Source organism: Hyphomonas neptunium ATCC 15444, from assembly GCF_000013025.1.
GTDB classification, from domain to species: domain Bacteria; phylum Pseudomonadota; class Alphaproteobacteria; order Caulobacterales; family Hyphomonadaceae; genus Hyphomonas; species Hyphomonas neptunia.
Genome location: NC_008358.1, coordinates 2,598,755 through 2,619,126 on the forward strand (window position 1 = coordinate 2,598,755; position 20,372 = coordinate 2,619,126).

Sequence of the window (20,372 nt, forward strand, 5' to 3'; positions counted from 1 at the left end):
TCGAGATCGAAATATCTGCTTACTGATCATATATAATCTGACCGCCGCACCGAAAGCTCTTTTCAATGACGTGGGGAGAGACAGTTTTCTGAACCATTTTTATGGTGGCGACCCGTTTCTGTATCACCCCGATAGCGCAAGACATCAGGGCATATATCAATCTTGCGTTCATCCAAAAAACACTCGCTCTGGTCTCAACCTCCACTGATTTGCATTGTATTCACATACGCGTTAATTCGTCTGACAGATGAGTTATGAAACCACCGACTTCCTGTTCGAGCTTTACCACAACGCGTCGCAACGCAGGCCGGAAGACTTTCGGCTTCATACTTTGAAGAAGCTCCAATCCCTGATCCCCTTTGATTTTGCTGTATGGGGCGGCGGCTGGGCCGATGGCCGGCTTGTTTCTGATCTTACTGTACTAGACCAAAGCGAAGCCGTTCTGAAAGACTGGGAAGCCGTCGCCGATCAGGATGCATTCTGCGATTTGACCTTACGCCACCTGGGCACCACTGCGCGCTTCGATGATGTTCCGGAGTTTCGTAGGAGCTTCGCCTACAATGAGCATTGGCGGCAGGTAAATGCCTCACACATGATGGCGACGATCAAAGCCGAGCATACGGATGGGTATGTGAGTTTTGTCGGTCTTTGTGCGGATGACAGACCATCCGAATTTTCAGAAACAGAACGCTCCTTCAAGCAGGCGTTGATGCCGCACCTCTCGCAGGCATTGCGTATCAATCGCGAACTTTGGACGCATCGGACATTTCAAAAAGAAGAAGCTGTCGCTCTGGTGGATCAGGAGGGTTGGATACTTTTAGAACACGGCGCTTTTCGGGAATTCACATCCGCAGAATGGGGCGATTTCTCAGCGCGCATTCCGCCGGAAGTCATGGGCACTCTGGTTAAAACACATTACTGGCGCGGACAGTCTCTGACTGCGCGATTGTCAGATTTCGATAGTCATTATTTTATTCACATCCTTTTCCAGCCAGAACTGGCGTGTCTAACGCCGCGTGAAAGGCAGGTCGCCGAGCTTTTTGCCACGGGCATGACCCACAAACAGGTCGCCGCCACTTTGGATACTTCGCCATCCACAGTCCGGAATCAGCTCGTTCGGATTTATGACAAGCTCGGTATTTCCAGCAAAGCCTCGCTTGCTGCGTTGCTCAGGCAAGCCTGATCTGAACGAAAACCGCGCAATTCCCGCCTGGGCCATTTGCACTATTTTCTCTGCTGACTACCCAAGGCTACGCTACTCCCGGAAATGATCTTCTGGCCGCTTGAGGCGTGTCAACGACAGGAGAAACAATGAGATCAAACGCAATCGCAGGCGCGGTGGGGGGCACCAGTCGGGGCAACAGTGGGGAACGGCAAAGATGAGAATACGGCTTTTTCTTGCCTCAGCCCTTATGGGGACGCTCCCGGCATATGGTGAAATAGACGGGCACGGACCGGACGCATGGCGGGTCACAGGAGTCGCCGAAGAAGATGTTCTCAATGCCCGAACTGGCCCCGGCACAAGCTATCCTGTCATTGAGCATTTCACCCATGATGAACGCGGCATGCAGCAGATCACCTGCGTGCCGTTTTATCCCCCGGCTTACTTTATGACGTTAAGTGAAACGGAAATGGCCGACCTTCCGCCGCGCTGGTGCCTGATGCGCTCTGCAGATATGGGACGCGCCGGATGGGTCGCCCAGCAATACATTCGGCCTGACGACGCATTCGCAACCCCGAAGACTGAGTTGGCAGGCTCTGGCGATGAGTTGGTCCTGGAAGCACAGCGACTTGTGCAGGCGCTCTATGATGCAGCAGATCCCGCGTCAGAAGATGGGACACATCCGCTTAACCCGGCCAATGCAGGTGATTATTTCTCTTCCGATGTGGTGGAAAGCATGAAGGCCAGTCCTCTCGGCGCTGATCCTCTCTACGGCGCACAGGATTTCGAGGGAACCATTTCGAAGCCTCTACCTGATCCTGATCAACCGGTGCTGCGCGGCATGATCACCCTTCACGTCGACATCGTCAATTTCGGCCAGAAGCAGCGCGTGACGTTTAGACTGCGCCCAGACACCTCCCTTCCCCGCTCTCCCATCAGGATCTTCCGCATAGAACACGATGGCTGGTCCTTTCCGGAAAGACCCTCAGAATAAGGAACATCTTCATGTTTTTCATACCGGCCCGTATGCTTTGCGTGGCCGCTCTCACCGGCATTGCATTTAACACGACACAGCAGGCAATGGCACAAGTGCAGAGCGCGCCGATAGGAACCATCGAAGCTTCCATCGGCGGCAAGGCCTATGCTGGCGAAACCCGAAAAGTTGCTTCCGAAGGCACATCCACCGCCGGATTTCGCACCTTTGGTCCGGTGGTCAATTTGGTCCTTCAGGCGCACGACCCTCAATCCGAGCGGATGATGCATAATGTGCTCGCGCTGGATATTTCTGTGATGGGAAGCGATGCCTCCGCATCAGTAACCGCAGGCTCGGTGTCCTACTGGCCGGAAGGTGTGGGCAAGCCTTTCTACACCAGCGATGAAGGCGGCGGCGAAACTCAGGTAACCTTCGATACCCTTTCATTAGATGATGGCAACGCGAACGTATCCGGCCGCTTCACGACAACCATCTGCGCCAAGGAAAGTTATTTCGAGGAAATCAACATGGCGGACTGTCTGCCGGTTGAAGGCACGTTTGAGACTGCTCTCCTCAAGGAGGAGTAAGCACATGTACCGTGTCAGCCGTTTACTACCATCGCTGTGCCTTGGGGCGCTTCTCGCACTGCTGCCGGCGTCTGCTCAGCTGAGGGATGAGAATGCACCTTACAAGGACGCTTATGACGCCCTGCACGGAGACAGGGTCGTGGGTGAATGGCAAGGGACGGTCAGCGGCAGCACGGTCTCTCAGGGAAGCGGCAGGCTTGGTGGCCAAGCCGTTTTCGTGAGACGCGGCTATCAGGACAGGGATGATTTCGCCATCATCCTGCATGACCAGCTAAACCGTAAAGGTCTGTCGTTTTCTGAAATCAGTATCGGCATGATCCCGTGCGGCCCCCAGCGGGGCCAGACCCGTCTGGTGCATGTCCTGGAATTCAAGGATGCAGCTCCCGGTTCCGGCACGTTTAACTTCCAGAACCTCTTGGCGGACACGGGCCGCGATGATCTCATGGTCATGCCAATATATGGTCCGGTACTCGACAACCCCGCGACACTGCAAACACAGTGGACTGACGACACGTTCACGCTGCAGGTTTCGGGGCGCCTCAGATCCGCCGTGGTTCCCGCCAGGAACGGTTTGATCGATACGGACAGCGACCAGGAAGGCTGGCTCGAATATCTCAATCTTGATCTGAAATTCGAACTCGAACGCACGCCGGAAACGGAAGAACTGTTCGCCTCTACCCTTTGCGATGAAGCCGAGCATTTCACAGTCGTTGAAACCAAGCCCATGAGCGGCCGGGAGAATGTGGTCCTGGACGGCGCCGAATTTGATATTGAATTCAGCGAGCCCCTATATGAAGGCAGCTTCGATAACTCGACCATAATGATGACAACCCGCGATCCGGATGGCGAATACATCTACGTAGATGCGGAATATTCTCTGGAAACGCCTACCCTGCTTCGCATCACGCCACGCGAGCGGCTGCGGCCAGGCACCATCTACGACATCATCCTTGCCAGCGGTGTTGGTGGTGTTGTCGGAGAAGACGGAGAGACGCTTGACGAAGACTATGAATTCTTTTTCTCCACGCTGGTGGAACCGGAAAACCTGCGCCTCGACATCTATCAGGTTTCCCGCAATGCCCCGCTTGTTGATGGCAAGCCAGCGGCCGCGCGCATCTATGTGGACTGGGAGGAGCTGGAAGATATTCACCCGGACTATCAGGTGAAAAGCTATCCGGTCGAGGTCGATGTACGCGACAAGCGGGACAAGCTGTCATTCCCCATGCGCAAGATGCGGGCTGAGCGGCCTGACCAGTTCGATGATGAAGACAGACGACTGGGCCATGACAGCCTGAACCTGTTCGGTTGGACGCCCACGGCCAGCGACCGCCCAAATGATTTCATCGCTAATGTGCTTGCCGATGAATACTTTCCCGAGGACCCCGAGCTTGAGCCCGAAACCATTGAGCGCGACATGGATTATGCCAGTCAGAGCGTCGATCAGTTGACGGTAGACTTTTTCATTGCCGAACATTCCGAATGGATGAACGAAGGCCCGGAAGACGCGGCCGTTCACCAGATTATCCAGTCAGCTCAGAAAGAACGGATGTTCGCCAACCAGCTCCTGCCGGTTGCGCGTGTCAGTATGCGGTATCGCGGAACGTACAATATCACCGACACGATCTGCTCTGTTCCGGGTATCGAATGGGTCGTCTGCAGTGACGGGTATAATAATTACCGCGACGGCGATCATCCCGTCTCAGCCGCCGAAAGCATCGGCGACTGGTCCGGCCTCCTCAACCTGTTTCATCAGCATATTTCCGCCACATCCAGCGCCGACATCCTGGTCTCCTACCACCCCCCCAGCCTGGGCGGCGGGCAGGCAGGCACACCCTTCGAGCAGCCTGACGGCCTGATTGTCGATCCGGGCGAGGCCTACGGCGGCGCGCCCGCCAGCCCGGTTCTCAACGACCTGCTGCGCGACGATGGTTCCTCACGCCCCCTCGTTGCCATGGGTACCGCGGGGTTCAGACCCAATGGAACGCCTGCGATTGTGACCGCCCCGCTGGTGGTCCACGAATTCGGCCACATCTTTGGCCTTCCCCATATCCCGTTTGCGCAAGGCCCGGCACACCGCAAAGAAGTCTGCGCCGCCGGATTCAAGCAGACCGCGGCCAGTATAGAGGGCATGCGCATCACACTGGATGGCGCCCATGGCTGGCCCAAATCCAGCGAGACTGGCAATGCGCAAAGCACGGCGCCGCTGCTCAACCTCATGTTTCCCTGTCTCTGGGAGCCGCGCCAGCAATACTGGATCGACGACCGGCAATACAACTGGCTGGTGGAGCGTATGCCCTCCATGCTGCGCCTGACGCGCAGCGGCCATGCCTCTATCCCATCCGCCCTCAGAGAAATCCGTCAGGCGAACCAGACTTCGCCTGGCCTGGAGCCCCGGCTCTGGCCCGCATCTTATACGCCGCCGGCCGCCCCTGCGCCGCCGGCGTGGATCATGGTTTCCGGACTGGCGGACGGGGAAAATTCAGGATTGCTGCCCGCCATCCGTGTGCCCGGCCCGAGGGCGCGCCTTGCTGACGAAGACGGCCCCTATGAGATCCGTATTGAGGACGCAGAGGGCCGCACGCTCGCCCGCGCCGCGGCTGGTCCCGACAGCGTCGCGGGCCGACGCGCCGATCGCTGGCCCTTCGCGGTAACCCTTCCGGTTTCCGCCACACCGTCGCGCATTATCTTTTCACTGGACGGTAAAGTCCTGGCAGAACGGCGCGCCTCTGGTGGACTCGCAGCGCCCCGGTTCACATCCCATCCGCGCAACGCGGCATTCAGGGCGGGGGATCAGCTTGAATGGCTGCCCGGCAGCCAGGATGACGCCTTATCCTACACGGTCCGGTTCACAGCGGACGGCGAGAGCTGGTCGACTTTGGCTGTCCTGCTGAATGAAACAGCCTTCCAACCTGATCCTGCCACCTTGCGGCCCGGCCCGGCGGCGGCCTTCGAGATCATCGCATATGACGGCGTGAATGAACGCAGCGCACGCCTGCCGGTCGAAATCGACACGCCGCTACAGCCGCTTCTGGCCCTGCCCGCAGGCGGTGCCGGATCGGCCCCTGTGGAGGCGGCAGAGCTTGTCTTTAACGTCCCACTTGATCCTGGCTCGCTCACACATGTACGCTTGCTCGACCCGTCGGGCCGGGACGTGCCGGCTAAAACAGTTCTGGACCCTTCTGGTACGGTTATATCAGTCAGCCCGCAGGAACCGCATCAGGCCAACACCTACACCGCCGTATTCGGGACCATGCTCAAAGCGGCGGACGGCAGGCTCCTGGCTTCAGAAACACGCATTCCGTTCAAAGCCTTATCTCTGGCCTCGGCGACAGCGGCCTCCCCATCTTCAAGGAAAGTGCTCCCGCCACCTCGCCCCTCGCGGCCGGTGCCCGCGCCGGATGAGGTCCCTTCTTCACCTGCCCCGTCGGGCGCGGCAGGCCGCGCGCAAATCACGTTGAGCTTGGGCCAATCAGTTACCTTGCCCGCACAAATCCTCAGCTGTGAATCAAATGCAGGCACCGGGACGGTTGAGATCCGCTTCGAGACAGAACCGGGCACTCCTCAGAAAATTCTTATGAAGCGTTCTGTGGAAGGACTGATCTCAGCCACGTTAAGCCGCAGCACATCTGCTGAAATCCACAGCAAGGGAGAAGATGGCGCAGATTGGTTTCTGACTCTCAAGGACGGGCGCGTGTCGGCGGGTGGCATCCTCAGTGGCGAGGGCATGAGTGCTGGTTTCACGGCGAATGGCGAATGCCCATCAGGATGAAGCCAGTTTCTCTGAATTAGATTGCGGGCGCATTGCAGGAAGAAGTTTTCATCTCCCCTCGTCGTCGCAGGGCGCCGCACGTGATTTCCGAAAATAGAGCTGTTTGGGAGGTTGGCAGGAGGGCGCGCGCCTCCGGAATCCGGGCCAGACTTCTAACGGCAGCGAGCGATGAGCGTCACGGTCTTTTCGCCATCGTCCTGAGCAGCTGTCAGCAGCGCTTCAACGCGAATTGAGTCCCCCCATTGGGTGATAATCGGCTCACCCGCCTCTCCTTGATTCATCCAGTTCCCACCCATCAACAGCCGGCTCGCAGTCCAATTTTTATTGTCCCGGATCACGCTGATTGACTGCATATGATCGGCATGGACAACATTGAGTGTCAGGTCCATTTCTTCGATCAGAAGCCGAGCGGGCATGCCGCCATCCGCTTCAATGGCGCAGGCTGTAACTTCGTGCGTGGTGGTCTCGCCGTCGAGGGTCAATTGCGCCGATCCGATGGAGAGGGCCACGGCGAGAGGCGAAACAAGTGCGAGTAACATCATACATGGCTCCGTTCAGATGCGGTTTGAATCAATTTGCAAAATCGCCTGCACGGCGAAAATAGTGCAGTTGCTCTATGGAAGATAAATAGAAGCGCCGAACTTCACTGCGGAACTGGCATTGCCCAAATGAAGCATCTGATCATTGTGGCGCGCTGTTCGCCCGACTTTTACATCGGTGGCTTTACACCCAAAACCATCCGTAGTTGGACAATTATAACAATTCTTTCCAGCTATTCTTCCGATCTCTCCAGCTCCAATCGCGCGGCTTTTCCAAGCGCATCCGGCGCAGTTCGTATTCTCACCTGAACAGCTGGCGGAACGGAAAATAGCACCATTCAGGCCGGAGTAACCGGCTCTCCATCGGAATCATACTTCGGAAGCGGAGGCGGGTCAGCTCATCGGCGCACGCCGGGCGATTCCATGGGAAGGCCGCCAGCCCGGCTGGCGAGATAGAGTTCCACGGCGGTGTAAAGTTCCGAGCCATAGTCTAGGGGCTCAGCCCTTATGCCCGCATCGCAGTCGCGCAACCGCCGGTGCAGGGAACCGAACGCCTGCCATTCCAGCCGGTAAGCCGGGAAGGCATTGCCATGTCCCTGGCTGATCGTGTCGCCGCGCAGCTGCCGTCCCCAATGCTCATTGTGGCACTGGCTACAGGCAAGATTGAGCTGGCCCTTGCGCTGGAAAAAATAAGCCCGCCCCATCTCGTAATAGGGTGCGGCCGGGCCTTCGATCGACACCGAAACAGATTCGCCCCGCGACAAACTGGCGACATAACCGGTCAGCGACAGCAGATCATCGCTCTCATAGGCCAGAGGCGCCAGCGCCTGATGCTGCTGGCGGCAGAGATTGATCCGGCCTTCCAGATTGACCAGCGATTTGGAAGCCTCGTCATAGGCTGGGTAGCGCGCGGCGGCGCCCTCCAGCGGCAGGTTCGCGCCCGTATGGCAGCTGGCGCAGGCTGCCCCGCCCTTTTCGGGCGCCTGCGAAAACAGCCCGGCGCCGCGATCGATCCAGAGATAGGAGGGATTGGAAAAGTCATCATCCTGCAGCGCCTGGGTTTCAGGCTGCAGAAAGGTGTAGCCCGACCGGACTTCGGAAGGCGCAAGGGCGCTGTCTGCGGCCATCTGAGGCGGCGTCTGCTCGCCACAGGCCGCAAGACAGATCAGGGCAGCGAGACTTGCCCTTATCATGAAACCGTCAGAACACGGCGCTCAGACCAGCTTTGTCCGTGCTGATCGGTCCAGACGAATTCGATCGGGCCGGTCTGCACGGCGCGCGCAAAGAAAGAAACGAAGGGATTGGCCGCCGTCCCTGGAAAGAACTCCGCTTCGAACACCACAGCGTCATTATAGGTGCACCGGAAATCGGTGATAATGTCGCGCGGAATGATCTTGCCTTTCTGGTCGCGACGGTAGCCGGTTTCCATCGGGTGCTGGATCATCGCTTTGAGTTCGATGATCTCGCCAGGCTTTGCAGTTTCGGGTGCGGAGATCCGGATCACGGCCATGGGCGCTTCTCAAATTATCCGATAATGCACGCGGCAAGCGTGACGTAGGTGCTGGCCTTGCCCACCCAGAGCGATCCATCATTCATCTCGGCTATGACCCTCAGCGATTGCGTACCCGCAAGGCGCACGCGCGTAGAGACCTCCGCCCGGCCAGAATAAGGCCCCAGATTGAAGATTGCGATTTCGGGAATCGGGTTGCGAGGTGAGATGATGGCGATCTTTCGAACATGGTCTTGCTCCGTCATCGGACTGTCGACGGAAACGGTGAGCTGCACGGAATTGCCGTTCTCGGCAATCGGCGGCAGCTTGAGGGTTACCTTGCCTTCGCGGATGGGGCGATCGCCAAACAGATTGCGGATGGCCTCATCGGCGTCTTCTGGCTCGGCAGCTGCAGGCAGGGGCAGAAAGGTGAGGCATACAGCCGCCCCAGCGGCAGCGAGGAACGCGCGCCGGCGCCACAATGGCGGGTGTGAGTGAGGACGAGACATGGCGCAGTCAGCTTCCCTGTGAACTCAAATAGGCGACCAGGTCTTCTATCTGCCCAGCAGTGAGCGCAGGCCGACCGTCAAATTCCTGCCCCACCTGCCGCAGGCCGCCGGTGCGGTAATAGGCGGGCATCACAGTGTCCGGCCAAATCCGCTGGGCGTCAACTATCCTGAGGCGGATCTGGCCCGGCGTGAGCCGCTCTCCAACGCCCGTCAGGTCCGGCCCGACATTGCCCTGAAACTCCGCCTCCAGCCCCTCAATGGCATGGCAAAGCACGCAATGCCCGCCCTCGCGGGAAACAAACTCTGCCGCGCCTGCCGCCATGCTGCCAGCCTCGCCCGTCAGCGAGGCCGGAATGGAGTCGGCCTCGATCACCACCTCGCTGGCAAGGCCGGCGCCGCTATCTTGCCCGCAGGCGCTCAGCAATACCATAAGCGCCGCCGCCAGCGTGCCCTGCGTATTCATCCAAACGCCTGCCGTGTAATGGTTCGAAACCAGGTTTGCGCCTGCATCGCCTCGTTTTCGCGCACATATCTTTCCGCGCCCAGCGGAGTGGTGCCTCCGGAGCCATCGACCGAGACGAACGCGCCCTCGCCGCTGCGGTAGACGCCGGTGATCGAGATAGCCGTGTCGCTTGAGGTGAAGGAGTAGCACGTATTTGTCAGCGTCGCGGGCCGCGGCGCCAGGCCCGCCAGCAGGCGCGAAACCTGAAAGGCACAGAGCTTGGCCTGCAGGTTGGCCGCAAAGGCAGACTTTGGCATCGGCGCGGCGATGATGGCGTCCCCGATGATGTGAATGTCCGGCTGCAGGGTGGAGGCAAAGGTCACCGGATCAACCGGGCACCAGCCGGTCGCATCGCTCACCTCGGCAATCCCGGCAATGGCCCCCGCCTTCTGGGGCGGAATGACATTGGCCACATCGGCCGTCACGGACTCAAATTCCGTTGCCAGGGTCCGCGCGGCGGGATCAACAGAGACCACCCGGCCGAAATCCTGCGCGCCCCGGCGCTCGACAACGCCCGGATAAAGCTCCGCCCAGGCCTCCTCGAACAGCGGCTGTTTCGAAAACTGGTCCTGCGCGTCGAGGATCAGCAGTTTTGATTTCGGCTTTTGGTTCTTGAGATACTGCGCAATCAGGCTCGCCCGCTCATAAGGCCCAGGCGGGCAGCGGAACGGCGCAGGCGGAACCGACATCACCACAAGCCCGCCATCTGGCATCGCTTTTAGCTGCCGGCGCAGAAGCAGGGTCTGTTCACCTGCCTTCCAGGCATGGGGGAAAATGGCGGCGGCGTCCTCACCATAGCCCTCGATCGCGTCCCATCTCAAATCAATACCCGGCGAAAGGATCAGCTTGTCATAGCTCCACACGGCGTCGGACTGGCCGGTCACCGTCCGGCGCGCGGCATTCACCGCGATCGCGCGGTCATGCACGACGCTCACGCCAGCGGCGGCCAGCGCTTCATAGCTGAACTGCTGGCCGGTGATCTCCCGCTCCCCGCCAATCACCAGATTGCTGAACGGGCAGGCGGTGTAGACAGGGTTTGCTTCGATCAGGGTGACCGAAGCCTCCGGCAGGAATGTTTTGACAAACCGGGCCGCCGTCGCGCCGCCAAACCCGCCGCCCACGATTACGACGCGCGCACGTGTCCGGGCTCCGGCGCCGGCAGGAAAAGCAGTGGTCAGCGCCGCCGCTCCAAGGCCGGCAAGTAGTGCACGGCGGTCGGGTCCGGCGCGGCTCATTCGGTGGCCTCCTCACCCAAATAGGCGCTGATCGCCTCGATGTCGGCTTCACTATAGCCCCGGATCATGCGGTGCATCACCGTTGTGCCATCCGGGTCCTGATAATAAACCAGAAGGGCCTGCCGGATGTTGTCTGCCGTCCGGCCCTCAAGGTTTGTGATCGCCCCGCCCGCCGGGCTGTGACAGCCCGAACAGCTGAGCGCGAGCGCCGCGCCAAGAGACATATCCGCCTCTGTCGCCGCGGGCGTCTCCACAGGCGCCGTCGGCGCAGTGCCACACGCTGCGATGACAGGCAGCAGGAAGGCAATCGCCAGGGCCGGAAGTCGTATCCGGCCCATTATCAACGCAGGGCCTGATCCTTGATCGGAAGCTTGCGTATCCGCTTACCCGTCGCCGCGAAGATGGCATTGAGCACCGCAGGCGGCGCCACGGCAATCGTGGGCTCGCCGACCCCGCCCCAGAATCCGCCCGAGGGCATGACCAGCGTTTCGACCTCCGGCATCTCTGCAATCCGCATCGAGTCATAGGTGTCGAAATTCTTCTGCTGGACTTCGCCGTCCACAAACGTGACTTCCTGATGCATCATCGCGGACAGGCCGTACACAAAAGATCCGGACACCTGCGCATCGATCTGCTGCGGGTTTACCCCATAGCCCGGATCGGTCGCCGCCACGATCCGGTGGATCTTCAGCTCACCGTCATCCGAAACGGTCACCTCCGCGCAGGCCGCCGTATAGCTGCCGAAGGAATAATAGCAGCAGAGCCCGCGAGACATCCCGTCATCCGCGCCCCAGCCGGATTTATCCGCCACCGCCTGCAGCACGGCCGCAAGCTGCGGGCTGTTCTGCAGGTGGGCGAGGCGGAATTCCAGCGGATCGCGCCCGGCCGCATGGGCCAGCTCATCCATGAAGCATTCAAGGTAAATCGCGTTCTGGTTCGCATTCACGCCGCGCCAGAAACCGGGCCGCACCGGCGGATTGCGCATCGCATGGTCCACCACCAGGGCCGGAAAAGTGTATTTCAGTGACTGGTCTTCAAACCGTGGATCGGTCCCGGCGGGCAGAAGCCCCTGGAACGTCGCAAAATCCATCCCGTTGACCAGCGCCTGCGGCATGATACCGGCAAGGATCGACTGACCGGAGATGCGGATCTTCAGCCCGATCAGGTTGCCATCTGCGTCCAGCGCCCCCTGGCAGCGGCCTTTGGAGATCGGGTGGTAGAAGCCCTGCTCCATATCCTCTTCGCGCGACCAGAGCAGCTTGATATGCGTCCCCGGCATCTGCTTGGCGATCTTCACCGCTTGCGAGACATAATCCGTTGCGCCCTTGCGACCGAACCCGCCGCCCAGTAGCTGCTTGTAGACCTCGCACTGCTCGATCGGCAGCTCAGCCGCCTCAGAGGCCGCCGCCAGCGCCGCTTCGCCATTCTGCGTGGGGCACCAGACTTCGCATTTCTCCGGTGTCCACACGGCGGTGGCATTCATCGGCTCCATACAGGCATGGTTCTGGTGAGGCGCATTATAGCTCGCCTCCACCACCTTTGAGGCCTCGCGGAAGGCGGCGTCGACATCGCCGGTCTGATTTCCAATAAACGCATCCGTCGCAGTCAGCCCGGCATCAAGCTCGGCCTCGAACGCGGCGCTCGAATAATCAGACCCTTCGCCCGGTGCCCATTCAATCTGCAGGGCATCCAGCGCGGTCTTGGCCTGCCACCAGCTGTCGGCAACCACGGCAACAGCGGTCTCATCCACCTGCACAACCTTTTTCACGCCCGGCATGCCAGAAACGGTGGAAGCGTCGAAGGAGGCTACAGTCCCGCCACGCTTCGGAGCCGCCTTGATCGCGGCGTTCAGCATGCCGTCGAATTTCAGGTCGGTCGCATAAAGCTGCTCGCCGGTCACCTTGCCGGCCGTATCGAGCCGCTGGACCGCCTTACCGATAAGCTTCCACTCAGAGGGGTCTTTCAGCGTCACGGATTCCGGGGGCGTCAGAGTGGCAGCATCAGAGACAACTTCACCGAAGCGCAGCGTCTTGCCCGACGCCGTATGCGTGATCACGCTGTTGGACACAGTGCAGTCTTCCGGCGTGACGCCCCACCGGTTGGCGGCCGCCTGGACCAGCATGACGCGCGCGGCCGCGCCGCCTTCGCGCACATAATCATGGCTTGCCCGGATGCCCCGGCTACCACCCGTCAGGAAGTCGCCCCACACGCGGTCCCGCGCGAGGTTCTGGCCCGGTGTGGGATATTCTGTGCGTACCTTGGCCCAGTCGCACTCAAGCTCTTCGGCGACGAGCTGGGCAAGCCCGGTCAGCGTGCCCTGGCCCATCTCGGAGCGAGCGATGCGAATGGTCACCACATCATCAGTGCCGATATGCACCCAGGCGTTAACTTCCGGTGGCGGCGGCCCATCCGGGGCATCCGATTCTCGGGTGGAGGGTGCACAGGCGGCAAGAACACCAATCGCCAAGCCGGTCGCTCCGGTGGCAATGATAAAGGCGCGGCGGGAAAGATCCGTAATTCCAGTCATATCCGTCTCCCGTCCTCAGGCTTTCTTGGTCTTGGCAAGATGCACGCCCTTGCGCACACGCGTGAATGTTCCGCACCGGCAGATATTGGTGATCTCAAGATCAATGTCTTCGTCGGTAGGATTGGGGTTGCTGTTGAGCATGCCGGCCACGGCCATGATCATGCCGGGCTGGCAATAACCGCACTGGGGCACGTCCAGTTCCACCCAGGCCTGTTGAACGGGATGGCTGCCATCCGCCGAAAGGCCCTCGATGGTCGTGATCTCTTCTTCCCCGGAAAGGGCGCCCAGCGGATAAACGCAGGCGCGCACGGCGGCCCCATCAATATGGATGGTACAGGCGCCGCAGGCTGCAATCCCGCATCCGTATTTCGTCCCCGTCAGGCCAAGCTGTTCCCTCAGAACCCACAAAAGCGGCGTACTCTCATCCGCCTCGACGGACACCGGTTTCCCATTGACTTTCAGATTGGCCATGTCGCGTCTCCATTTCCATTCGCTGCAGGGTGCGTCTGCAGGTGCGTATCACGTGTGCTGGGCTCTCATCTACCATTCGGAGAACAGGATTCCCGACCAGTCAAATCACGTTTCTTTGCCGGGCTTTGTCAAACGCATTTTGATGAAATGTAGATATTTCGCAATTCTCCGGACGCCGCCATCCGGAAACAGCGATCAGGCGGTAGCAGCTGGAGGGGTCATTTTGGCCTTTATTGCCGTCTGATTAGAATTTTCTGCAGTCTACAGATGAGTTTGATGCAGCCTAGAAGCTCAATCGGGCATTTTGGATAGCGCCGCAGCGTCGCCAGCATCACAAAGCTGCGCTATCCATTGGCACCAATTGCGATACTCGCTGCCAACATTTCAGTTCAGCCCACAGATTGCTCCCGCTTCCATGTCCAGATCAGCAGAAGAAGACCGGTGATGATGCCGATGGCAAAGCCCGAGAGCATCCACGGATTAACAAACCACTGCTCGCCCCATTTGAACTCTCCACTCATGATGTTTGCCCATCCCCTGAAATGCTGTGTCGAAGCGGCCGTCAGACCGAACACCGCAAAGACGGCGGATAGATAGCGCACCAGCCAGTGCGCTGGATTTGGCAGCATGAGCAACAAGCCGAGCAGGCCGATAACGGTGCGCTGGCTCCGGCAAAAAGGGCATTCATAGACGAGCCCCGCAAGGTCGATTGTCCATGTCAGGACGGCGATGGCAATCGCCACAGCGCCGACAATCCTGCGATGCCGCAGCAGCAAATCTGGCAACCTGTCGAACACGATCAATCCCTCCCTCTATCGGTCGATAGAAGTTCAGCACGCCGCAGGCGCCCTCGCAAGCACAGCCCGCGCCCCGAGGACCTTCAAAGCTCGAGCTGTTCTACCGCAACATATTTGCGATCACCGCGTCAAAGCGTCGATAATAGCCGATAGCGCCTGCTTCGCCTTGGCCCGCATCTCATCGTCTGTCGCATCCTGGATAGGATGCGGCACAAGAACATACCGGGCGTCCGGCATACCGAGCGCGCTCCGCTGGAAATTGGCAGCTTCTTCGAACTCTGATGAAGCGATGGAGACCGATGGGATTCCCTGGATTTCAAACCAGACTGTGTCGTGCAGACTGCACGTCGTACAGGAACCTCAATCAGCCAGCGCTTCGACCAGATAGTCGACCTGGCCAGCGATGTCGCGACGCAGGTCATCGGGGCATGGCTTGGTGAAAGTGGGCTTGGCGAAGCGCTTCACGGTGATCGCTGGCGCGGCCGCCTTCAGCTGCCGCTCGAGTTCGTCGAGCAGGACGTTGCCGCGGGGCTTGCGGATGTCGAGCAGGCCAACCGTGCCGCTCAAGCTTCCGGCGCGCGCCGTGACCTGACGCGAGACGGGCTTTCGCTCATCGGTCGGATCGAGAATTATTGTCATCTTTCACCCTTCTTCTGCGAACGTCGGTACAATCATACATGTTCGCGCCTCCCGCTCTACCCCAAATCGATCTTGCGCGAGACCGACTGAGACCCGATTTCCCCCGTCGCCCAGCCATGAAAGGCGGAGCTGAACTTGCCAGCGTCTGAACCGGCCACAACGATGTGGATATATTCCTTCCCTGCAAATTTCGGCGCAGGGGTTTTGAGCTTCTCGGCCCCCATTTTCACGGCAGTCGCTCTGGAGATACCGGCTCCGGATGTATCGCTTGCAACCATTTCGCTCAGCGGCCGCATCGTGACTTCCTGAATACGCGCGCGCAGCTGCGCCTTGGTGTAGGGGCCCTCACTCATCAGCGTATCGATATGCTCCGGGCAAACGACGAGCAGCGCGTCGATGGGCATGTTCCTCAGCTTTGGCAGAAACACCCCTTCCAGCCCGAGGCCGATCGAGCCCGCAACCTCCTGAGGCGCCCGCGATTCCTGGTCGACGATGTGAACCGGCCCGCCCGTCATCGCAAAGACCGTTACGACCGAATCTTCCTTGTTGAACCCACGCTCGACATGCAGCGGCGGCCAGGGAGAACGTTCCTCGTTCTCGGCAAAGCACATCGTGTATTTCATCGGGTTACCAAGCGTGGAGCGCTCCACCCCGCCTGGTTTTCCGCCGCCGACATTGCCGACGATCAGGCGCAGCGCCCGCCCGATTGTGGCATTGGCGCGATTGCCCGAACCGAGCGCGCCGAGGCCCTTGTTCATGCCGATCCTGTCGCGGATTGGCCCATTGACGACAATCACCGGCGCCGCCCCCATCGTCGTCGCTGTCACGCCGTGGATATTGAACTCGTCCGTACACACCGCTTCCAGGGCTGCAATAAGAACCGGCATGTATTCCGGTTTGCAGCCGGCCATCACCGCATTGATGGCGATCTTTTCTGTCGTCGCCTCTCCCATGTTCGGCGGAACAACCGCAATCACGTCCTGCGGCGCGCGGTGGGTGCCCGACAACATTTTCAGGACGCGTTCGGGTGTCGGCGGCACCAGCGGCAAGCCATCGGAAAAGCCCTGATCGAACATGAATTCGATCACATCATCGGCTTCGGCAATCTCGATACGGCGGGCCAGGAGGGACTGACCATCGGCAGCGGCGCGCAGCTTGTCATGGACTTCCGGATAAAGGTGCCGCGATCCGCATCCGGGGCGCCAGGGGGGCAGGCTCGCCCAGTCGATGTGCGCCACCGGCAGGCCGAGGCTCGCCGAAAGGTCTGCGTTGAGCTTTTCCCATTCCGGCCGCACGAACCCTTCGAAATGCTCTCTTACGGTGCCATCTGCGTCCATCCAGAATACAGAGGGCACAATCTCGATGTCCCAGTCGAACGAAGCCTGACAGCTTGTGTCGTCGAGGACAGGAAAGGTCAGGCTATGCCGCGCGCTGAAGACCGCATTGTCCTCGCCAGACTGGGCCGGCATCAGCACCTGAATTTTGTCGCCATACGCCTTGTGAAGCGCCTCCACCACAGGCGCTGCGGTGTTGCAGGTCTCGCAGTCTTCCTTGACGAATACGATGAGGGAGGCGCCGCCTGTTGGAAAGGCATGCTGGCTTCCCGACAAAGACGCGAGGGAAAAGGCCGGCTTTGTTTCGGTCATTGAGTTTCTCCTTCGTCTTTTGGCGGCCTATTGGTGGCCCATAGCCGCATTTGTCCAGAGCAGCGCCCGCTGGCGGAGGTGGATGGGAATCGAACCCACCACACGCCTTGCCGGCGTGTCCATAGTTTTGAAGACCAGGGAAGCCACCAGACTCCAGTCACCTCCAGAAGCGCAACACTAGCGGCGCCGGGGGCTGCGTCAAACATCATACCATGCAGCGTGTATCACCCTGCCGCTGGGTAATGCCGGCCGCGTCGAGATACTCCAGCAGCGGGACAATATGCTTGCGGCTGGTCTTCAGGGCTTCGCGCGCTTCTCCGGTCGTAAAAGCCGTTTCGCCCGGAAAGCCCGTTCTCAGCATCTGTATTGCGGACGAGACCGCTTCTGCGTGCAACCAGATCGTCTGCTTCAGCGAGACATTGCTCAGCCGGATTACCTCGCCCCTCTCAACCAGCAGCTCGAGCAACTCCGCATCTTCGGGGCTCCTGATCAGCGCCGCTGTCCCTGACGGCGTCAGTCCGTCTGCCTGGAGCTGGCGGGCAAGCCCGTGCATCCGCGCCGTCTGGTCCGGGGTAAGGTTTGCCGCCGCGTCATGGATGGCAAGCGCCACACCGCCGCCGGAAAGCCGGATCACGCCCGCAGCGGCGAGGCTTTCCTCGACGTGGAGGTTGAGCAGAAGGGACACGTGCCCGGCCAATATCTCCGAACGCGGCGCCTGGGGTCTCAACCTGTGCTCGGCGTGATAGGCGCAAAGGCGTGCCAGGTAGGCGTCCCGCGCTTCAGCCACGACAGCCGCCGGCGAGACAAACCCGTCCGCGATTTGCGTGAAGGCCTCACCGAGACTTGCCCGCACCGAGGCTTCCGGCGCCCGTGCCAGCCGGCAGACATCACCGAGGCGCGCGACGCCGCCCTGCTCGGCAGCCAGGGCAGCGGCCAGAGCGAGCGTATCACCGCGATAAGCCGCCTCAAGGGTTGCAAGCCGTAAGGCTTTGCTGGCCGTCAGAGGGGTTGCCGCCGGATCAAGGATAATTGCGCCGCCCAGTGTCTGGCTCGGAGACAGGCTGCGCAGGACAGCGCGCTGACCCGCGAAAGCGGCGGCGGGCGCCGTAAACCGCAGTTGGGCAAATCCGGTCTCGCCAGGACTGACCTCTTTGCGGCCAAGCAGACGGAGCGTCGCCACCCCGTTCCCCGTTCCATACAGCACACGGATTTCCTCCATGTGACGAACAGGACGGCCTGCTCTGGCAGAAACAGAAATCGCAGCGTCAAGGTTGAGCGATGCTGCGCCAGCGTCCGCCGCATGAACGACATCCCCCGGTTTGATTTTGGAAGCCGCCACGCCCCGCAGGTTCAGCGCGGTACGCTCACCCGGCTGCGCCATTGATACAGTCTCACCGCGCACCTCGATCCGCCGGATCGTCACTATCTCGCCTGAGGGCGCAAGCAAGAGTTCGTCCGCGGGCTTCAGCGACCTGCCGAGCAGTGTGCCGGTCACCACCGTGCCGTGACCCTCGGCGACAAACACCCGGTCTATGGCGAGGAAGGCGCCAGCGGGTCCGGCGCCTGCCGGAAGCGCGGCAAGACCCCGCAGCGCTGCGGCAATATCTTCAAGGCCTTCGCCGGTCACAGCCGAGCAGAATATCAGCGGCGCGTCGCGGAATGCGGTTCCCGCCAACGCCGCCTGCAGGGCCACTTTCCGGCCGGGCCGCTCAGAAGGCGCCACTAGGTCTGCCTTGCTCAATACGACGATCCCGGCATGGATACCGAGCGTTTCTATGACCGCGATGTGTTCGAGTGTCTGCGCCTCGACCCCTTCGGCGGCGGAGACCACCAGCGCCGCGCTGCGGGCGCCCGCCGCGCCGCCGACCATCGCACGAATGAAGTTCTGGTGGCCGGGTGCATCGACCAGATCAATGTTGGCATCGCCGCCCTTCAAATAGGCAAATCCGGAGGTAATGGAGAGGCCCCTCGCCTTTTCTTCAGGAAGCCTGTCGGTTTCTATCCCGGTCAGCGCGCCCACCAGCGAAGTCTTGCCATGGTCGACATGCCCGATCACGATGACAGGGCAAGACTTCACCGGAGGGCCACCTGGCGAAAGGCTTCCACAATCCCGGGAAGATCTCCATCGATCAGCGTACGAACATCCATAACGAACCGGTCTTCCCGGATCATGCCGATGACGGGCGGGCGCGCAGCGCGCAGAGCCGCCGCGAGCGCATCGGGCGAGAGATGCGGCACTATCACTGTAACCGCACAGCTCTCGAGGTTTTGCTGCGGCAGGGAGCCACCCCCGACATAGGCCCTGCTCGGAATGCACATAACATCCACGATGCCGGCGACGGTGAGCTCCCCGGCAAGCCGGCGCGCCCGCGCTTCGATCTCCTCCACAGGCTGGGAGATGGCGCGCAGAACCGGCACTTTCTGAAACGGGTCATGCGGCGCCCGGTAAAGGCGCAAAGTTGCCTCCAGCGCTGCGAGCGAAAGCTTGTCGATGCGCACGGCCCGGCAGAGGGGATGTTTTTTAAGGCTGACAATTATGTCAGCGCGTCCTGCAATAATCCCGCATTGGGGCCCGCCGAGAAGTTTGTCGCCGGAAAACATCACGACATCCACTCCGGATTTGAGCACATCAGAAACAACCGGTTCGTCATTCAGACCATACGGCGACAGGTCGACCAGAACGCCGCTTCCAAGGTCTTCCATCAAGATCGTGCCCGTCTCACGCGCCAGCGAAGCAAGTTCTTCGCGCTGCGGCGCATGGGTAAATCCGACGATCTGGTAGTTGCTGGTATGGCTCTTCAGAAGTACAGCCGTCTCGGCATCGATCGCCTGGGCATAATCGGATGCGCGCGTCTTGTTGGTGGCGCCCACCTCCTTTAGCGTCGCGCCGCTCTGCTGGATCACATCCGGCAAGCGGAAGGAGCCGCCGATCTCGATCAGTTCGCCCCGGGATGCGATGACTTTTCGCCCCTGGGCGGTCGCCATCAGGCTGAGGAGGACGGCCGCCGCGCAATTGTTCACGACCAGTGCCGCCTCCGCGCCGGTCAGCTCGCAGATCAGCGCTTCAACGTGCGCGTATCGCGAGCCGCGCCTGCCTGTGGCAAGATCAAGCTCGAGATTGGACGCATGCGCGCCAGCGGCCTGCACAGCGGCCATCGCCTCAGGCGCCAGACGGGCCCGGCCGAGATTTGTGTGGATAATAATGCCGGTTGCATTGATTGCGGCCACCAGGTTTGGCCTTCGCCGCGCTTCGATGCCGGCCATAACGCCGCTCACAAAACCTGCGCTCTCAAAGTCCGGCAGGCTGTCCATGTGGCCAGCCTGAACCCCTTTTCGAACCTCCTGCAAGGCTGCCCGCAGCGCATCGGCGACTTCTTCGCGTGAATAGCGCTCCAGCAAACTCGCCATCGCCGCGGTGCTGAGAAGCGCGTCCAGCTGAGGCAGATGTCTCAAGAGATTGCCCATGCGCGGCCCTCACACTGCCAAGCCCAACTGTAGGCGCAGACCGCGCCGGATCAATACATGAC

Annotated in this window: 18 protein-coding genes and 1 tRNA gene; 4 read left to right on the forward strand and 15 right to left on the reverse strand. The window is 60.5% G+C overall.

Annotation, left to right across the window (positions count from 1 at the left end):
* The first annotated feature begins 247 nt into the window (after positions 1-247).
* The 4 genes from HNE_RS12210 to HNE_RS12225 all read left to right on the forward strand — a co-directional run bounded on the left by HNE_RS12210 (position 248) and on the right by HNE_RS12225 (position 6,491).
* A complete protein-coding gene (locus tag HNE_RS12210; protein ID WP_011647464.1) occupies positions 248-1,183 on the forward strand; it encodes a helix-turn-helix transcriptional regulator in 936 nt (311 codons plus the stop codon).
* A 196-nt stretch (positions 1,184-1,379) separates the two neighbouring features.
* Complete coding sequence (locus tag HNE_RS12215) at positions 1,380-2,156, forward strand: hypothetical protein (RefSeq protein ID WP_011647465.1); 777 nt, start codon at positions 1,380-1,382, stop codon at positions 2,154-2,156.
* A gap of 11 nt (positions 2,157-2,167) precedes the next feature.
* Positions 2,168-2,722 (forward strand): hypothetical protein, encoded by a 555-nt coding sequence (locus tag HNE_RS18745; protein WP_011647466.1) that lies wholly within the window; start codon positions 2,168-2,170, stop codon positions 2,720-2,722.
* A 4-nt stretch (positions 2,723-2,726) separates the two neighbouring features.
* A complete protein-coding gene (locus tag HNE_RS12225) occupies positions 2,727-6,491 on the forward strand; it encodes an Ig-like domain-containing protein (protein WP_011647467.1) in 3,765 nt (1,254 codons plus the stop codon).
* 152 nt (positions 6,492-6,643) lie between these two features.
* On the opposite strand, the gene HNE_RS12230 is transcribed toward HNE_RS12225, so the two are convergent.
* From HNE_RS12230 to selA, 15 genes are all read right to left on the reverse strand, one after another.
* Positions 6,644-7,033, reverse strand: a complete 390-nt coding sequence (locus HNE_RS12230) for a hypothetical protein (protein ID WP_011647468.1) — start codon at positions 7,031-7,033, stop codon at positions 6,644-6,646.
* 395 nt (positions 7,034-7,428) lie between these two features.
* Complete coding sequence (soxA, locus tag HNE_RS12235) at positions 7,429-8,223, reverse strand: sulfur oxidation c-type cytochrome SoxA (protein WP_011647469.1); 795 nt, start codon at positions 8,221-8,223, stop codon at positions 7,429-7,431.
* Entirely contained in the window at positions 8,220-8,540 is a 321-nt protein-coding gene (gene soxZ / locus HNE_RS12240) for a thiosulfate oxidation carrier complex protein SoxZ (RefSeq protein ID WP_011647470.1), read from the reverse strand. Before soxZ ends, soxA begins: the two co-directional genes overlap by 4 nt.
* A 14-nt stretch (positions 8,541-8,554) precedes the next feature.
* The gene (locus HNE_RS12245) at positions 8,555-9,028 is read right to left on the reverse strand and encodes a SoxY-related AACIE arm protein (RefSeq protein ID WP_011647471.1); all 474 of its coding nucleotides are present in this window, start codon (positions 9,026-9,028) and stop codon (positions 8,555-8,557) included.
* 7 nt (positions 9,029-9,035) lie between these two features.
* Entirely contained in the window at positions 9,036-9,491 is a 456-nt protein-coding gene (gene soxX, locus HNE_RS12250; protein WP_011647472.1) for a sulfur oxidation c-type cytochrome SoxX, read from the reverse strand.
* Entirely contained in the window at positions 9,488-10,765 is a 1,278-nt protein-coding gene (locus tag HNE_RS12255) for an NAD(P)/FAD-dependent oxidoreductase (RefSeq protein WP_011647473.1), read from the reverse strand. The genes soxX and HNE_RS12255 overlap by 4 nt, the downstream gene beginning before the upstream one ends.
* A complete protein-coding gene (locus HNE_RS12260) occupies positions 10,762-11,103 on the reverse strand; it encodes a c-type cytochrome (protein WP_011647474.1) in 342 nt (113 codons plus the stop codon). Before HNE_RS12260 ends, HNE_RS12255 begins: the two co-directional genes overlap by 4 nt.
* A gap of 2 nt (positions 11,104-11,105) precedes the next feature.
* The gene (locus HNE_RS12265) at positions 11,106-13,292 is read right to left on the reverse strand and encodes a xanthine dehydrogenase family protein molybdopterin-binding subunit (RefSeq protein WP_011647475.1); all 2,187 of its coding nucleotides are present in this window, start codon (positions 13,290-13,292) and stop codon (positions 11,106-11,108) included.
* Between the two features lie 15 nt (positions 13,293-13,307).
* Complete coding sequence (locus HNE_RS12270; protein WP_011647476.1) at positions 13,308-13,763, reverse strand: (2Fe-2S)-binding protein; 456 nt, start codon at positions 13,761-13,763, stop codon at positions 13,308-13,310.
* A 389-nt stretch (positions 13,764-14,152) separates the two neighbouring features.
* Positions 14,153-14,560 (reverse strand): hypothetical protein, encoded by a 408-nt coding sequence (locus HNE_RS12275; protein ID WP_011647477.1) that lies wholly within the window; start codon positions 14,558-14,560, stop codon positions 14,153-14,155.
* A 120-nt stretch (positions 14,561-14,680) separates the two neighbouring features.
* Positions 14,681-15,199 (reverse strand): UGSC family (seleno)protein, encoded by a 519-nt coding sequence (locus HNE_RS19065; RefSeq protein WP_011647478.1) that lies wholly within the window; start codon positions 15,197-15,199, stop codon positions 14,681-14,683.
* 56 nt (positions 15,200-15,255) lie between these two features.
* Positions 15,256-16,845, reverse strand: coding sequence for a TlpA family protein disulfide reductase (locus HNE_RS12290; RefSeq protein ID WP_011647479.1), 1,590 nt, complete (start codon positions 16,843-16,845; stop codon positions 15,256-15,258).
* Positions 16,846-16,915: 70 nt separating this feature from the next.
* A tRNA-Sec gene (locus tag HNE_RS12295) sits at positions 16,916-17,010 on the reverse strand.
* A gap of 40 nt (positions 17,011-17,050) precedes the next feature.
* Positions 17,051-18,922 carry a selenocysteine-specific translation elongation factor gene (gene selB, locus HNE_RS12300; protein ID WP_011647480.1) on the reverse strand — a complete coding sequence of 624 codons (1,872 nt, stop codon included), beginning with the start codon at positions 18,920-18,922 and terminating at the stop codon, positions 17,051-17,053.
* The gene (gene selA / locus HNE_RS12305) at positions 18,919-20,298 is read right to left on the reverse strand and encodes an L-seryl-tRNA(Sec) selenium transferase (RefSeq protein WP_233351909.1); all 1,380 of its coding nucleotides are present in this window, start codon (positions 20,296-20,298) and stop codon (positions 18,919-18,921) included. Before selA ends, selB begins: the two co-directional genes overlap by 4 nt.
* Between the last annotated feature and the right edge of the window lie 74 nt (positions 20,299-20,372).

Excerpts from the sequence above, each read along its gene's own strand:
- HNE_RS12210 (WP_011647464.1), top strand. The coding sequence starts at position 248 with ATGAGTTATGAAACCACCGACTTCCTGTTCGAGCTTTACCACAACGCG.
- HNE_RS12270 (WP_011647476.1), bottom strand. The coding sequence starts at position 13,763 with ATGGCCAATCTGAAAGTCAATGGGAAACCGGTGTCCGTCGAGGCGGAT.
- HNE_RS12215 (WP_011647465.1), top strand. The coding sequence starts at position 1,380 with ATGAGAATACGGCTTTTTCTTGCCTCAGCCCTTATGGGGACGCTCCCG.
- HNE_RS18745 (WP_011647466.1), top strand. The coding sequence starts at position 2,168 with ATGTTTTTCATACCGGCCCGTATGCTTTGCGTGGCCGCTCTCACCGGC.
- HNE_RS12290 (WP_011647479.1), bottom strand. The coding sequence starts at position 16,845 with ATGACCGAAACAAAGCCGGCCTTTTCCCTCGCGTCTTTGTCGGGAAGC.
- soxZ (WP_011647470.1), bottom strand. The coding sequence starts at position 8,540 with ATGGCCGTGATCCGGATCTCCGCACCCGAAACTGCAAAGCCTGGCGAG.
- HNE_RS12245 (WP_011647471.1), bottom strand. The coding sequence starts at position 9,028 with ATGTCTCGTCCTCACTCACACCCGCCATTGTGGCGCCGGCGCGCGTTC.
- soxA (WP_011647469.1), bottom strand. The coding sequence starts at position 8,223 with ATGATAAGGGCAAGTCTCGCTGCCCTGATCTGTCTTGCGGCCTGTGGC.
- HNE_RS12265 (WP_011647475.1), bottom strand. The coding sequence starts at position 13,292 with ATGACTGGAATTACGGATCTTTCCCGCCGCGCCTTTATCATTGCCACC.
- HNE_RS12225 (WP_011647467.1), top strand. The coding sequence starts at position 2,727 with ATGTACCGTGTCAGCCGTTTACTACCATCGCTGTGCCTTGGGGCGCTT.
- HNE_RS12230 (WP_011647468.1), bottom strand. The coding sequence starts at position 7,033 with ATGATGTTACTCGCACTTGTTTCGCCTCTCGCCGTGGCCCTCTCCATC.
- HNE_RS12255 (WP_011647473.1), bottom strand. The coding sequence starts at position 10,765 with ATGAGCCGCGCCGGACCCGACCGCCGTGCACTACTTGCCGGCCTTGGA.
- HNE_RS12260 (WP_011647474.1), bottom strand. The coding sequence starts at position 11,103 with ATGGGCCGGATACGACTTCCGGCCCTGGCGATTGCCTTCCTGCTGCCT.
- soxX (WP_011647472.1), bottom strand. The coding sequence starts at position 9,491 with ATGAATACGCAGGGCACGCTGGCGGCGGCGCTTATGGTATTGCTGAGC.